The organism is Planctopirus limnophila DSM 3776, assembly GCF_000092105.1.
GTDB lineage: Bacteria > Planctomycetota > Planctomycetia > Planctomycetales > Planctomycetaceae > Planctopirus > Planctopirus limnophila.
The window spans coordinates 2,712,296-2,726,481 of record NC_014148.1; the positions used below are offsets into that span (position 1 = coordinate 2,712,296).

Sequence of the window (14,186 nt, forward strand, 5' to 3'; positions counted from 1 at the left end):
AATATTCAGTTCAGCAGCACAAACTCGGGCATATTGATCAACGTCCACACAAAATCTTCCGCCCGCTCACGCCAATCAGCCTGTAACCGCGACGAGGGTTCATCACCTTTTTCAATCGTCATGGCGTAGTTGACCTTAATGCTGTTCGCTTCTGACTGCAGATGATTCGTCCAGGATACACCCGTTGCCTGAGGACGAAGCACCACTTTCGGTTCGGTACCCGCCAGCACACGTTCGCTGAAGCCAGAACTCAAGAACTCCACGAACATGGCCTTTTCCTGAACAGATGGAGCACGAGTCATCAACTGCTGGAAGACTTTCTCAACAAACTCCTCGACGGACTTCGACGAAATCGCCAGTTCTGTGATCAAGCTATCATCGGAGAGTTGAGACGCCCGGAGAGTCAAAGTTCCATTGGCTAAGGTCGCGGGTTGCAGCACAGTCGTTTCCTGGCTACGCAGACTTTGGGGATCGGGCCGCGATGCTCTCCAGCCAAATGTTTCGAGCACATTGATAAAACTCTGCACCCCAGGCAAAGCCAGGCTCGGGCGGTCACGTTCATTGTTTGTGGCCACAAATTCCCAGGCACGTTCCGGGAAACCAAATCCCAGGGACTGATTCATCGGCCTCAGGCCATCGACATCAATATTCAATTCTTCTGTGCGGAAACTCTTCCCGGAAGCCACAAAGAGCGAATCCACAAGTTGCTCGGCAGTCAGTTTTCGTGGGGCGGGCCCGGCAAAAAGCCGTGCTCGCCGGGCATCACTATAGACCGAATGGTCACTCTTTCGCTGGTAAACTTCGGTATTCAGGATCACGCGGGCGATCTGTTTCAGTTCATAACCGGAAGCGATCAACTCCTGTTCAAGAATCGACAGCACCTGAGGATGCGTCGGGTCGGGGGTTTCCCAATCATCAATCGGTTCCACAATCCCTTTTCCCAGATACCGCTGCCAGAGGCGATTGACGATCACATCGGCAAATCTTCGATTGGCAGGAGATGTCACCAGCACAGCCAGTTGCTCACGTCGATCAGCAGGATGCTCCAGAATATCCGGAGATAGACTTGCCGAAAGACGCTCTGCAAATGGCCATTCCGGTGGGACAGGCTCACCCGGTTTCAACGTCACTTTGACCAGCAGCGATTTCAGTGCATTTTCATCACCTGGAATTGTGCTCGTTTTGGGGACCGACTCGGGTTCTCGCTTCAGCATCGCTGCCAGACTGAAGAGGTCTCGCTGCTGAAAATCATGATAGGGAGCATCGTGACAACGAGCACATTTCATCTCCATGCCCAGAAAGGCCTGCGCCAGAATATGCGCCTTGGCAGCCATCGGACTGTCGTTCTGCGTCGCCAGAGCGAAACCAGCGGGTCCACCAAAATAGGTGCTCCCCTCCATAAGGATCAATTCTGTCGCGAATCGATCAAACGGCTTGTTATCGCTGAACGATTCATGAATCCAATAGCGGAAGGGACCCGTGTTATTGAGCGTAGGATTCACCAGATTCGGGTTTTCCGCCAGCACGTCCTGCCAGTAAGCCACCCAATGATCAGCCCAACCCGGCTGCTCCAATAACCAGTCAATCCATTCGGCACGTCGATTGGATTCCGCCAGAGACCAGAAGTGCTCCTGGAGCTTTAATGAAGGAATCGTTCCCAGAATGTCGAGTGTGGATTTTCTCAAAAACTCGGCATCAGAAACCGGCGCCATGGGCTCGACGCCAGCCGAAGAAAGACCTTGTTGAATCTCGCGGTTAATAGCCGCGACAGTGGCTTTGTTTCTGCTGAGATCTTCTCCGATGGGCCCTTGTGACTGCTGCCCGAGCGTATCTTTCGCCAGTTGATGACGTTTTTCCCAGTAGCGGGCGTACCCCTCAGAGGCTTTTCTTCGCCTGACGGTATTTTCACTTTCAAGACGTTTCTTCTCGGTTTTGGCCCATTGTTCCCAATGCCAGTCATCCAGTGGAAAGAGTTGTCTGGTAGACAACACCTGGAACTGTTTGCCATCAGCACTAATAGCCAGACACATCTCCCCCAGTTCCGGGCGGCGTCCTTTACCTCCTACCCAGAGATCAACTTGCACACGATGCTCACCGGATGTGGGACTCCACGCAATGGCCTGCTCATAGTCACCTGGCTGCAAAGGACGAATCGCATCTGAGATCTGGCTCTCGACTCGATAGAGCGGGCCATGACCATCACTTCCTCGACCAGGGTGCCGATTATCGAGCACGAGTTGGTCATCAATCCATAGCCTGGCTCCACTGCGTGCCCTGAGTAGCAAATGCCGCGTTTCAGGTGGAAACTCCACCAATCCGCTTAATCGCACGACGACAGGATTGCTGCGATCAGCCCGCACCCCATGAGAGTTGTAAAGCTGAGGAATCGCAATCAGTGACCAATCGACCTGCTGGAACGATTCGAACGGCTTACCTAAGCGAAATTCCCAATTATGCTTATCGGGAACATGATGAAAGACCTCGACAAAGACGTTGTCTCGTGAAAGGTGCTCACGAGGGGTCAGATATGGGGGCTCCTGAACGATGCGGGCATGCTGTGCGATGCGGTCAGGTGACAAGGCGGATCGATAAATGGCGACTTCATCAATCAACCCACGAAAGGTACTGGAGGGATTCCCCCCTAACGAGGAGCCCACCCAGAGCTGATCATCATCGACGACAGGAGCTTTGGTTGTCGCCCCCCCATAATCCCAGGTTCCCTCCACGAGGCTACCATCAATGTAACCTTTGATCGACTTGGGCTCGCCAAAAGTGTAACTCACCGCGATGTGATGCCATCCCGAATCGACAGCTACGCCAGATTGTGAGTTCCAGCGATGGTAATTCTCACTATTCCCCGGCTGACTGTCCGCATCACGAAAGAGAAAACTGACGAGTGCCTGGCCGTTCTTGCCAGCCAATCGCAAGGCATAGTTCTGATTTTCGGCAGGATAGCCGGAGCGTTTGGTACGTCCTTTGCCGACCACATACATCTGCTGATTGTCGGCAATCTGCTGCACGTCAACCCAGGCTTCCAGAGTGATCGAATCACCCTGCTGAAATCGCAGGGGACTGGCCGCTAAGGCTGCTGGATCTTTGGTTTTGATGGGGGAATCATCGAGTGTCAGGTAGCCCGCTTTGTTGCCGAACTCCAGAGCCTCATTGTCGCTACTGAAGAGAGGATACTTCTCACCCCTGGGCCCTGCGACTTTTAACTTGACGTTTCCTTGCTGCTGGAAGACCCATTGGCCAGAAACGTCTATCCCGGAAGCATCTTTCCCAGAAACATCTTTTAGAGAGCCTTGATCAAAGCTCCAATAGAATGCGGGTTGATCGGCAGCGACCATCGCTGCATACAGGTTTTTCGAGAGTTGAGATTCACCAGAATCATCCTGACTAGTTGCTGCTGCTTCCTGAGAACTCTTCGACAACTGGGCAGGGACGGCCTCCGGTGGCTGACTCCAGCCCACACCCATTTGCCAGTTCGTTAGCACATGGAAGGTGATCGCCATCATGACGATACGAAGAGAAGACTGGCTCATTAAGAACTCGCTACTCAAAGAAGACCTGCGGAGCAAAGCTGGATTGAATGGATGACTTAAAATGTTCCGAATCGCATCATGAGCAAATGGGGCTCATGGGGCTCATGGGCCGAACCTGTCAAACTCATCACACAGTTTCATCGCACCGCGGGCCAGATCACTCGACGAACAGATAGATGCAAACGATGCCGTTCTCAGTGTAGCGAAAGCATCCACCAATCTCGATATGAAATCTCGAAATCAAGATTTCAGGATTGAGTGCAAAATCAAGGAGCGGCGATTCTTCCACCTCGATTTACAGGTGCTACGCCATAGCCTTTCGCGGAGGCGGGTACTTCGAGATCGCAGGTCGCACCGACCTTTTCGACAGGAATGGTGAACATGAGAAACAGGGGAATATCAGCCTTGGTGATGATCGTTTCATCCCCCTGGCTGCTGGCGGGCTTCTTTTCGTAACCAGTTACCCTCACAAGATGGGGCCCGGGAATGACTCCTTTCCCCGAACCCCTTGTCGAGAATTGCCCATCGACAATTTCCGCCGAACCAGCGGGGCCTTGATGACCTTTAGCGCTATCGGGAACAAACTCCAGCAGGCCGAACTTCACTGGCTCGCCGCCAAAAGTCACTTTCCCGGAGACATCGACGGGTTGCACCCCACTCTGGCCACAGCCTGTAACAAAGGTGCCAATCCAGAGCATCAGCGACAGATACCCGATCCATTGCATCCGTTGATTGAAATGGGAGCGGGAAAAAACATCGATCATCTTCAATCACCTAATTTCTCAGCACCTGCAGATCAAGCCGGAATCGCCAGCGAAGCGAGTCGTTGCCTCACACAAACGGCTGACATCCGACGAATGAACACAGCTCATAGTGGCTGCCGTCTCATGAATTATTGAATCTGCATCGATTCGGCACCATCTCGACTGGCCGCCCCTTGATAGGTAGCAAAGTCAATATTCTCAGAGACAAAACGGACAGTTCCGTCGCCCATGAGAAAATGAGTCCCTCCGACATGCTGACTGCCAAACCGGGAATCATTGTAGAGACTGCCGGCAGTATTACTTCTCCAACCGGTATTTGAACCAATCTGATGCGTAATATTCTTGGAGGCATACATGGCCGTGGAGTTATCGTTTGTCGAAACGCCTTGTGTCCAGGCTCGAAAAGTTCGATTCCAACCCGAAGCTGCGTTGGCTGAGGCCTCACCCATGAGGAATGTGTTCGACAAACCATCAGTACAGTCGCTGAATCTTGACGAGACATTTCGGGTCAATAAACCATTCGTCGCCAGACCACCATGATCAGACGTCAGATTGGGAACTGCTGGCAGAGAGGCGTAATACGCAGTTGTTGAACCAGGTAAAAAGCCTTTTGCACCCGCAACTCCCAGATAATGTACCGATACGGGCGAATGAGTCTGGTTGTTCGTTGAGCCATAAGTGACTGTTTCGCTATCAGACGTCCTGTCAGAGAGCAAGGCACTGGGGCAATGCAGGACAGGAATTGTGGAACGCTTTAACGCAAAGTTGGGTGCATCATTATAAAAGCGAGACATATCGAACTGATTATAGAGTGGGGTCTGATCAAGAAATGGCAGAACACGCACATGAAAACTGAAGCGATTATGCTGGCCAGGATTCGGGGGCGTCCCTGCAGTTACCGAAAAACCTGCCGCGGGGAGGCTATTGTATGTATCGTGGTAATTATGGAGTGCGAGCCCCCATTGCTTGAGAATGTTTTTACATTCCGTCCGGCGGGCCGCTTCACGAGCCTGCTGGACAGCCGGCAGCAGCAGGGCAATCAGAATCGCAATGATCGCAATGACGACCAGCAATTCAATCAGCGTAAAGGCTTTACGATTTTGAAACAACATCTTTCTCACTCCAAGGAATAACGAATAACTCCGTATTGATAACAACACCTCATGATGGATTATGGATCGTTGAATCGGGCTTTGGGCCCCACAATTTCAATTTGCGCAGGCTTTCCACCAGTCGTTAATGCGAACTCGGAAGGATTCATTCCTGAACTCGTGACATGGGCAGTCAGAGTCGAGCCGAGTGGATCGGCATATGATTTAGGCACCACCCATTTATAAGTGATGTTCACAGAGGAACTGGCTTCATCACCGGGATTAACCTTAGGCTGACCCACGACTTCACGCTTCTGAACCCCGACGAGATATTCGCCGTAAGGCAGCCCATCGCCGGGTTCATATGTCCTCACGGCAAACTGACCCTGAGCGTCCGTCACTCCTGTCGAAGGGCGCTGAAAACCAGCCTTTTCACCGGAGGTTTTGGGTTGAAAAACAATGGCAGCACCTTCGAGAGGCTTACCATCCAACGTGACTTTCCCCGTGACCTTGACAAGTTTTGGGCGCCCATTCCCACAACCAGAAGATGTCAAGCATTCGACCAGAAGCACCAGGATTCCCAGGCTCAATAGGCCGGTTCGATACATGGCAGCAGGCACTGTTTAGCCCCTTATCTGTGTGAGTCTTTCGAGCAGACAGACGTCAACTTCAATAGAGTCACTCGCAGCTGACGTGGGAAAGTCAGCTTTAGAATTCACCAATCGTATTGCGATCATTAATCTGGAAGAGATTCTGGTAGAGAAAATTTCCTGTATCAGCCCCGAGTGCGGGATTGGATTGTATATTCTCACTCAGAAACCGGACGGTTCCATCACACATCAAGACATGCGCCCCTCCCGTGTGCGGACTCGCCACTGCCACCCGGGAAAAAAGATTGACCGGCGTACCATTTTCCAGATAGCAGTTCGTAGCGGTGTCTAATGTTCCATCAAACGGGGTATTAATCTCAGTATGTGGTGAAACGATATTGATACGGAATTGACACATTTTCCCCGTCCCCCAGGTCGAGCCAATGGCGACAAATGGAGCCGTCATTAATGCTTTTTCACCAGCGAGGATCGTATTCGACGTTCCATCGAGAATATCTGAGATGGGCGTGGCTTTAGGTGGGTTGGGAACCGGGAAAATCGTGTTGCTGCCACCGTACATGAGTACGCCCAGATTTTTGTGGTTCGGATTCAAATCACCTCCATTGGCAGAAGGGCAGATGAAACCGGGGATCTTGGTCGTCAGCAATCGTTCAACGGTTCCGCCATTGGCTGTTGAGTAATCCTGAATGTTGGTCATATTCGCTGTGTTTTGAGGAATGAGATTCGAATTCCCCACGTTGATGGCGGTGTAAAGCGGCGTTTGATCGATGAACGGGAGCAACATGCATGACCATGTCCACGACCTGGTCGTGGTATCCTGATTGGCTCCTACGCCTCCTGCGACAGCTGCGACGGGAAAGCGCTTATGGACATCATGGTAATTGTGAAAGGCTAACCCCAACTGCTTCATGTTGTTTTTGCACTGAGTTCTCCTGGCCGATTCCCGTGCCTGTTGAACAGCAGGGAGCAGCAGTGCAATCAGAATCGCGATAATTGCAATCACGACGAGGAGTTCAATGAGAGTGAATGCGCGACGAGACATGCGATTTCTCCACAGAAAGGAGTTTTGGCCAAAAGAACTGGCCCAGAAATGAATGGAGCGTTATTTGAACATAACAACATTCACTAATGCGATCAATCTTTTGCAATCACAAATGTGGAGGTTTTCGCTGAACTTGAGACATTCAAATGGCTGCACGTTTGAAAGCCGCTGGATTCAACAACATGCCCCAATCCTTGCAAAGTGCCTAAAGCCGAACGACGAGGAGATCTTCTGCCACAACAGTTTTGGGGAAGATCTGACGTGCCTGATCGAGATCGACCGGATCGTCACTCAGATCGCGCGGATCGATGTGAGTCAGGTAAAGCTGCTGGACTTTCGCAGCCAGTGCCAGCCGGGCGACTGCACTGGTATGGCTATGGCCTGTCGGCTGGCACCATTTCTCGTCAGCATCACGAAATGAGCATTCGTGAATCAGCAGATCCACTTCGCGAATCCAATCGAGATAGCTCTCGTTCGCCGTGGTATCTGTCACATAGGCCAGCGCCTTTGAATTTTTTTCGAGACGGAAGGCCATCGATCCTCCCGGATGCACCATCGATCGAGAGGTAATGACACAGTCACTGCAAGAAATCACATCCTCAAGAATGCAGAACTCGAACCCGGGAAGAATGGGAAAAATCGGTTCCGCAAACAGATGAGTGCGAACGGCATGAAGTGTGGCTGCGGTGCCATACAGCCTGCAACTGGTAAAGTACCCAGTGAGCAATGGTGCCAGCAGGTAAGTCAGACCACACACATGGTCAAGATGGGCATGGGAGAGGAAGACATTCAATTCCCCAGGTGGCATGACCTTGGGAATACGGAAGGCGCTCGTGCCCGCATCAAAGACAATTCGAGCTTCAGGGATGGCCACTCCCGCCGTATGCCGTCTTTCATTGGGGTGATACCCCCCGGTGCCCAGGAAAATCACCTCCATAACGGTTGATCCCTGTTCAAAATGAAAGACTTTCCCAGCACGATGCGTGCCCCACGTTACCAGCCGATTCGCCAACTCTGAAGCATCCGCGTGTCAATCATCATGCGCTGCGAGTGAGCAGCGATGCAATCATTGATTTTCAGTCGCAGGTTGAGGCCGCGTGAGGAGCGATACCACAATCACGACCAGAAATCCGAGGGGGATTGTCACAATCCCGGGTTGACTGAAGGGGACGAGCGCCATCTGGGCGGCATCATTCTTCGCGTAGCCGTAGACGTTCTGGAATGTCTCCTGGCTGAGAAGAATCCAGGTCAAGGACGACAACATCCCTACGAGAACCGAAGCTGCGACACCGGCACCGGTGGTCCTCCGCCAGAAGAGGACCATCACCAGAGCTGGCAGATTGGCCGAAGCCGCCACACTGAAGGCCCACCCGACCAGAAAGCTGGCATTAAACTTCTGAAACCAGATCCCCAGACCAATGGCCATTACAGAGACCAACAAAGCGACGAGTTTTCCAAAGCGAACTTTCTGATGATCGCTCAATGGAATCTGCAGCCACCCCACCAGGAGATCGTGCACCACAGCACCACTGGCTGCCACAATCAAACCACTCACAGTTCCGAGAACTGTGGTGAATGCAATGGCAGAGACCAGTGCAAAAGGAAGCTCACCAAAGGTTCGAGCCAGAAGGGGAGCCGCCATATTGCTGTCCGTCAGATCAATGTTTCCACCGGTCATGGCCCCCAGGCCCAGAAACAAAGTCAGAATGTAAAACACACCAATGGTCGCAATCCCGACCACGGTACTCTGGCGTGCCGCGCGGCCATCTTTAACGGTGTAATAACGAATCAGCACATGTGGTAAGGAGGCTGTCCCGGCAAAGAGAGCCAGCATCAGCGAGATGAAGTTCAGTTTGGGCCAGATGGAATCCGACTTGATGCCCTGGAACAAGGGGCTCCGCCCGGGCATCAGCACTTCCTGGCCAGAAACAACGATCGGGGAATAGGTGGTGACCTTTCCTTCCTCGGTCGCTTGAGTATTTTCATTCCACAGAATGACTTGTGACTGATTCAATTCCTGCAAAAATCCCCAGGGACTCAATGGGCCTGTGCTCGTGCGCGCTTCGCCATTGGGCCCTGTGGCTAACGACGCCAGTTGACCGACACCGCGAATACGAGCCTGTCCGGCACCACTTCCCAGAGGAGTACCATCAATCAGTTTTTCTCCAGAGGCTGTCACCGTCAAAACCTGAGGCTGCATGGCCAGTGGATCATCTGTGCTGGTCAAACCACGATTGAGTATGAGAATCGTGATCAAACCACTGAAGAACACCAGCAACGCCCCCTTAATGAATTGAACGTACGTCGTACTCACCATCCCGGCGGAAACCACGATCACCGTGACGACCAGTCCCACGGCAATCACACCCATCCAGTGAGGCAAACCGAAGAGTGGCATAATGAGTGCGCCGGCGCCGACCATTTGTGGAATCAGGTAGAACGCACTGACAACCAGCGCACTCAATCCCGCAGCAAAGGTCACTGCACGCGATTGAAAACGACTGTTCAAGGCATCGGCAAATGTGTATCGCCCCATGCGTTTGAGAGGTTCGGCAATCACAAACAATGCCACCACCCAGCCAGCCAGAAATCCGATCGAATACAGAAATCCATCGTAGCCGTAGCGAGCAATCATCCCGCAAATTCCGAGAAACGAGGCGGCTGATAAATAGTCACCGGCAAAAGCCACACCATTCACAAACCATGGAATCTGCCCACCCGCTGCAAAGTAAGAGGCCGACGATTTACTTTTGGAAGCAAACCAGAAACTGATCCCCAGCGTGAAGCCGACAAAGATCAGAAAGATCAACATTGCCAATGGTGAAGGGTCTGTCAGCACGAGATTACCTTTACGCCGAGCGGCAGAAGAATTCGTCAGGCTGTTAAAGCGATTTGTGAAATCGAGATGCTGTTGATGAAGCCATCATCAGATGAGTCATTGAATCCGACTCCCCACTTGAAAAGGGGAGTTACTCCGACGTACAGGCTCTGGCATAGAGCACTGCCAGAATGATCGCCCCCAGAATCAGGCCGAACCCTGCAGTCACTGCGGCGGGGACACCGAAAACTGGAATTGCCAGCGAAGAAAAAGAGAAGGCACTGATGGCAACAAACAGGCTGTATAAACTCGTGTAGAAGATGAACAGCCTCATTCCCAGGCGTGCATTGCCCTGCTGCGAAGCCAGTGACTGAGGGGCCGATTCGTTCACGGGTTGATGATCGAAGTGCATCAGGAAATACCCCTCTTTTTAGCGAAACTCTCAACAGGCTGATCAATTCTCAATCGGCCGACTTGGGAGAGAACCTGGCAAATACAGCAGGCATGTTGCAGATTTATCCACAGACATGTTGATGAAATGTTTGAGTTTGTTTGGGAAAGTTTCGGGATCGGAATGATGGCCTCACTCCGATCCCGACAAACTATCCCCCATCTATAACGTCGGTTTAGCGCTGAACGCGTGCTGAACCACCCTTGGCCAGTGCTTCTACTTCAGGCAGCTTGGCCATGGTGGTGTCCCCTGGGAAGGTCGTGAGCAGAGCGCCGTGAGCCCAGCCCAATCGGAGAGCCTGCTCTGGTGTCTTGCCATTGAGAAGGCCGTAAATCAAACCCGCACAGAAACCATCACCACCACCAATTCGATCGACAACGTCGAGGGCCATGGTGGGACTGACAAACTTCTGCCCGTTGAGCCAGAGCACAGCAGCCCAGTCATGTCGATTTGTGGTATGCACTTCGCGTAAAGTGGTGGCGACCAGTTTGACGTTCGGGAATTTCTTTGTGGCTTTGTCGATCAGTTGGAAGAAAGAGTCCGGGTCGAGTTTGGACTTATGCTCGACATCCTGTCCTTCAATGCCCAGACCTTTTTGCAGGTCTTCTTCGTTGCCAATCAGACAGTCGACATGCTCGACAATCTTGGCGATGGTTTCCTGACCCTTGGCATCACCACCGACCGATGCCCAGAGCTTGGCTCGGTAATTGAGATCAAACGAAGTGATAGCTCCCGCAGCCTTGGCAGCCTTCATCCCTTCGATAATGACCTGTGAGGTTGTCTCCGAGAGGGCTGCAAAAATGCCACCCGAATGAAACCACTTGACGCCATTGGCGAAAATCTCTGACCAATTGAAATCGCCGGGCTTTAGCATGGCTCCCGCTTCGTTGGAGCGATTGTAGAACACGACGGGAGGGCGGACTCCCAGACCGCGATCACTGTAAACCGTGGCAATATTCGGCCCACGCACACCATCATGCTTGAACCACTTATAGAAAGGCTTGACCCCCATTTCACGGACTCGGGCCTGCACCAGTTCACCAATCCCGTAGTCAACCATGGCCGTCGCTACGCCTGTCTTCTGACCAAAACAATCCGCCAGGTTGGCAGCGACGTTGTATTCACCACCCGAAACATGGATGTCAAAACTTTTGGCCTTCCGGAAGGGGATAATGCCAGGATCCAGACGATGCACGAGAGCACCCAGTGCCAGAAAATCGAGTTCACAGGCATCTTGACGAATTGCGAGGTCAGCCATGAGTTGAAAACTTTCTTTTCAGATAAAGGAGGAAACAGAGTTTGCCATTAAGGTCGTTATGCGGGTTTTCCAATCCGCAGGAACTACAAATGCTTGTCTCAATCAGGTCTCAGATGGTGACTGAAGAAAATCCACCATCGACCACAATATTCTGACCCGTCACGAAGGAAGAAGCTGTTGATGAAGCGAGCCAGACGACAGCACCCGAAAGTTCGTCCGCAGTCCCAAAGCGGGCCATCGGTGTATGCGAGATGATCTGCTGACCACGGGCGGTGTAGCTACCATCGGGATTGAACAGCAGAGCCTTATTCTGCTCGGCCGGAAAAAACCCTGGACTGATTGCATTCACACGCACACCGGTCGTGGCCCATTCACGGGCGAGAAACTTGGTGAGATTCAATACCGCGGCTTTGGCTGCTGAATACGCCACCACACGTGAAAGCGGGATCATGCCTGACATCGAGGCAATATTGACAATCGAGCCACGCTGCCGCTTGACCATTGACTCACCGAAAACCTGACTGGGGAGCAATACACCAGCCGTCAAGTTGAGATCAAACACTTCATTCCAGGCACTGATCGGGAGTTTGCAAAAGTCAGCCCCGGGAGGAAGCGTCGCCTCAGGCCGGTTGCCACCTGCCGCATTGACGAGAATTGTCGCAGTTCCGACAGTGCTCTCAATCTCCTGACGGGCTTGCAACAACGACTCCGCATGGCCGGCATCTGCCGATACAAAGCTGGCCCGGCCACCTTCCGCTCGAATGGACGCCACCCGGGCTTCACCGCGTTCCTGGTTTCGACCCATCACGACCACATGGGCTCCCTGAGCGGCGAGAGCACTCGCCATCGAGCCACCCAGAACACCGGTGGCGCCAATCACAATGGCGACATCTTCCGATAAATCAAAAATATTGCGCATCATGTTACCATTTAACAATTTACAGACATTCGAAAAATCACCGCTATGAGCGAGTGGATTTCATCTCATATTTTTTGAATCTGGTCACTCGGGAAGTTCGTTTTCCAATTTTGAGGTTTCATTTTTTGGGAAAGAGTAGCAACTGGCTGATCTTTTCGCACGCATGCACACATGCGAAGGAGATCATTTGATGGAGTCTTCCAACACGAGTCCTTCCGATTCATCCGCGAACAGCACATTGGGAACAATAGCACCATCGAATCACCAGAATTCATGCTGGCGAGGGCTACGTTATCGAATGAGGCTGTCCCAGCGCAGAATTCGAATGTTTCCTAAACCGCTAAGGCTGATATTCATTTTCTGCCTGGGAGCAGGTCTCATCGCCTCCGGGATCATCATGCTCGTCATCCCTGGGCCGGGCATTCTGACGATCCTGTTGGGATTAAGTATTCTTTCGACAGAATTCTTATGGGCGGCCGGAGTGATGAAGTGGATCGCCAAACATTGCAAACCTTGGTTGCACTGGATCAATCAATGCTGGAGGCGAATGATCGAACCTCAAAGCGTGAAGTGAAGGTCTCTTGATGAAAGAAATCCTGCTCATGCCGAATGCCATTTGATCTTTTGATTGGCTAAAGTGCTGGAGAGTTGTTGCCAGCACTTTGTCTTTACTTTAGAGAGACCAGATTTTGGGTAATTTTTCGGCGGGAAACGCTTCGACTCCCGACGCAGAGCCTGCGGGGTCTGGCAAGAGAAACTCGTCCCAGCGGGCTGTGCATCTGCCTGTTATGCTTCGCGAAGTTATCCAGCAGCTTCAACTCGAACCAGGACTCGTGGTGGCAGACGGAACTCTCGGGGCAGGGGGGCATAGCCGAGAGATTTTGAAAGCCATCGGATCAGCAGGGATGCTGCTCGCTTTCGACCGCGACCCGATGATGATTTCGTTGGCAGAGAAAACCGTGTGTGGAGAAAACGTCCACATTCACCAGGGAAGTTACATCGACATCCGGGATGTACTCCAGCGTCATACACAAGCCACTGGCCGCCCACCACTGGTTGATCGATTACTGCTCGACCTGGGTTACTCTTCCGATCAGTTGGCAGATCGAGAGCGCGGCTTCAGTTTTCAGACAGAAGGGCCCCTCGATCTACGTTTCTCAACCAGTGAAAACGTTTCGGCTGCCCATTGGCTGGCCACGGCCAACGATTCGGAAATTGTTCGAGTCCTGACAGAGTTCGGCGAGGAACCATTTGCAGATCGGTTAGGACCGGCGATTGGTCTTGCTGCGCGGCGAGGGGAATTACAAACAACGAAAGATCTAGTACGTGTTGTCGAGCAGACTGTTCCACCGGCGATTTTGCGAAATGCCGAGAAGCATCCGGCCACTCGGGTTTTTCAGGCCCTGCGCATTCAGGTGAATGATGAACTCACGCATGTCTCGACCATGTTGAACCAGATCGCACCGGAAGTATTGGCTCCTGGCGGAATCATGGCCGTCATCACCTTCCATTCGCTGGAAGATCGACTGGTCAAGCAGGCCTTTCGACAAAAAAACGTATGGCAAGAATTAACAGACAAACCCCTCGTACCCACACCTGCCGAGATTCGATTTAATCCTCGCAGCCGCTCTGCAAAACTTCGAATTGCACGAAGAATAGCAGAGAACTAGGCATTAGAGATCCGGTGCAA

The 14,186-nt window shown here is 52.2% G+C and carries 12 protein-coding genes; 2 read left to right on the plus strand and 10 right to left on the minus strand.

The annotated features are described in order from the left end of the window. Window positions 1-5: 5 nt before the first annotated feature. The 10 genes from PLIM_RS10780 to PLIM_RS10825 form a co-directional block, all read right to left on the minus strand. Window positions 6-3,542: a DUF1553 domain-containing protein gene (locus PLIM_RS10780; protein WP_013110348.1), complete on the minus strand. Its 3,537-nt coding sequence runs from the start codon at window positions 3,540-3,542 to the stop codon at window positions 6-8. 266 nt (window positions 3,543-3,808) lie between these two features. After that, on the minus strand, window positions 3,809-4,306 hold the full coding sequence (locus PLIM_RS22825; protein WP_013110349.1) for a hypothetical protein: 498 nt from the start codon (window positions 4,304-4,306) through the stop codon (window positions 3,809-3,811). Window positions 4,307-4,434: 128 nt separating this feature from the next. Next, entirely contained in the window at window positions 4,435-5,418 is a 984-nt protein-coding gene (locus PLIM_RS10790) for a DUF1559 domain-containing protein (protein ID WP_013110350.1), read from the minus strand. Between the two features lie 59 nt (window positions 5,419-5,477). Further along, on the minus strand, window positions 5,478-6,017 hold the full coding sequence (locus PLIM_RS22830) for a carboxypeptidase-like regulatory domain-containing protein (protein WP_013110351.1): 540 nt from the start codon (window positions 6,015-6,017) through the stop codon (window positions 5,478-5,480). Window positions 6,018-6,105: 88 nt separating this feature from the next. Beyond that, complete coding sequence (locus PLIM_RS10800; RefSeq protein WP_013110352.1) at window positions 6,106-7,050, minus strand: DUF1559 domain-containing protein; 945 nt, start codon at window positions 7,048-7,050, stop codon at window positions 6,106-6,108. A 205-nt stretch (window positions 7,051-7,255) separates the two neighbouring features. Then, window positions 7,256-7,987 carry an MBL fold metallo-hydrolase gene (locus PLIM_RS10805; RefSeq protein WP_013110353.1) on the minus strand — a complete coding sequence of 244 codons (732 nt, stop codon included), beginning with the start codon at window positions 7,985-7,987 and terminating at the stop codon, window positions 7,256-7,258. A gap of 129 nt (window positions 7,988-8,116) precedes the next feature. Then, window positions 8,117-9,889 carry a solute symporter family protein gene (locus PLIM_RS10810; protein ID WP_013110354.1) on the minus strand — a complete coding sequence of 591 codons (1,773 nt, stop codon included), beginning with the start codon at window positions 9,887-9,889 and terminating at the stop codon, window positions 8,117-8,119. A 130-nt stretch (window positions 9,890-10,019) separates the two neighbouring features. Beyond that, window positions 10,020-10,280 (minus strand): DUF485 domain-containing protein, encoded by a 261-nt coding sequence (locus tag PLIM_RS10815; RefSeq protein WP_013110355.1) that lies wholly within the window; start codon window positions 10,278-10,280, stop codon window positions 10,020-10,022. Between the two features lie 214 nt (window positions 10,281-10,494). Continuing rightward, window positions 10,495-11,577, minus strand: a complete 1,083-nt coding sequence (locus tag PLIM_RS10820; protein ID WP_013110356.1) for a sugar kinase — start codon at window positions 11,575-11,577, stop codon at window positions 10,495-10,497. Window positions 11,578-11,686: 109 nt separating this feature from the next. After that, window positions 11,687-12,496 (minus strand): SDR family oxidoreductase, encoded by an 810-nt coding sequence (locus PLIM_RS10825; protein WP_041403512.1) that lies wholly within the window; start codon window positions 12,494-12,496, stop codon window positions 11,687-11,689. A gap of 325 nt (window positions 12,497-12,821) precedes the next feature. On the opposite strand from PLIM_RS10825, the gene PLIM_RS24550 reads away from it, so the two are divergent. Continuing rightward, on the plus strand, window positions 12,822-13,070 hold the full coding sequence (locus PLIM_RS24550; RefSeq protein WP_041401586.1) for a PGPGW domain-containing protein: 249 nt from the start codon (window positions 12,822-12,824) through the stop codon (window positions 13,068-13,070). A gap of 115 nt (window positions 13,071-13,185) precedes the next feature. Continuing rightward, entirely contained in the window at window positions 13,186-14,166 is a 981-nt protein-coding gene (gene rsmH, locus PLIM_RS10835; protein ID WP_230849295.1) for a 16S rRNA (cytosine(1402)-N(4))-methyltransferase RsmH, read from the plus strand. The last annotated feature ends 20 nt before the right edge of the window (window positions 14,167-14,186 follow it).

What these genes read in the sequence shown, in the direction of transcription:
- PLIM_RS10805 (WP_013110353.1), bottom strand. Translation starts at nt 7,987, where the DNA reads ATGGAGGTGATTTTCCTGGGCACCGGGGGGTATCACCCCAATGAAAGA.
- PLIM_RS10800 (WP_013110352.1), bottom strand. Translation starts at nt 7,050, where the DNA reads ATGTCTCGTCGCGCATTCACTCTCATTGAACTCCTCGTCGTGATTGCA.
- PLIM_RS10815 (WP_013110355.1), bottom strand. Translation starts at nt 10,280, where the DNA reads ATGCACTTCGATCATCAACCCGTGAACGAATCGGCCCCTCAGTCACTG.
- PLIM_RS10820 (WP_013110356.1), bottom strand. Translation starts at nt 11,577, where the DNA reads ATGGCTGACCTCGCAATTCGTCAAGATGCCTGTGAACTCGATTTTCTG.
- PLIM_RS24550 (WP_041401586.1), top strand. Translation starts at nt 12,822, where the DNA reads ATGTTTCCTAAACCGCTAAGGCTGATATTCATTTTCTGCCTGGGAGCA.
- PLIM_RS10780 (WP_013110348.1), bottom strand. Translation starts at nt 3,542, where the DNA reads ATGAGCCAGTCTTCTCTTCGTATCGTCATGATGGCGATCACCTTCCAT.
- PLIM_RS22825 (WP_013110349.1), bottom strand. Translation starts at nt 4,306, where the DNA reads ATGATCGATGTTTTTTCCCGCTCCCATTTCAATCAACGGATGCAATGG.
- PLIM_RS10790 (WP_013110350.1), bottom strand. Translation starts at nt 5,418, where the DNA reads ATGTTGTTTCAAAATCGTAAAGCCTTTACGCTGATTGAATTGCTGGTC.
- PLIM_RS10825 (WP_041403512.1), bottom strand. Translation starts at nt 12,496, where the DNA reads ATGCGCAATATTTTTGATTTATCGGAAGATGTCGCCATTGTGATTGGC.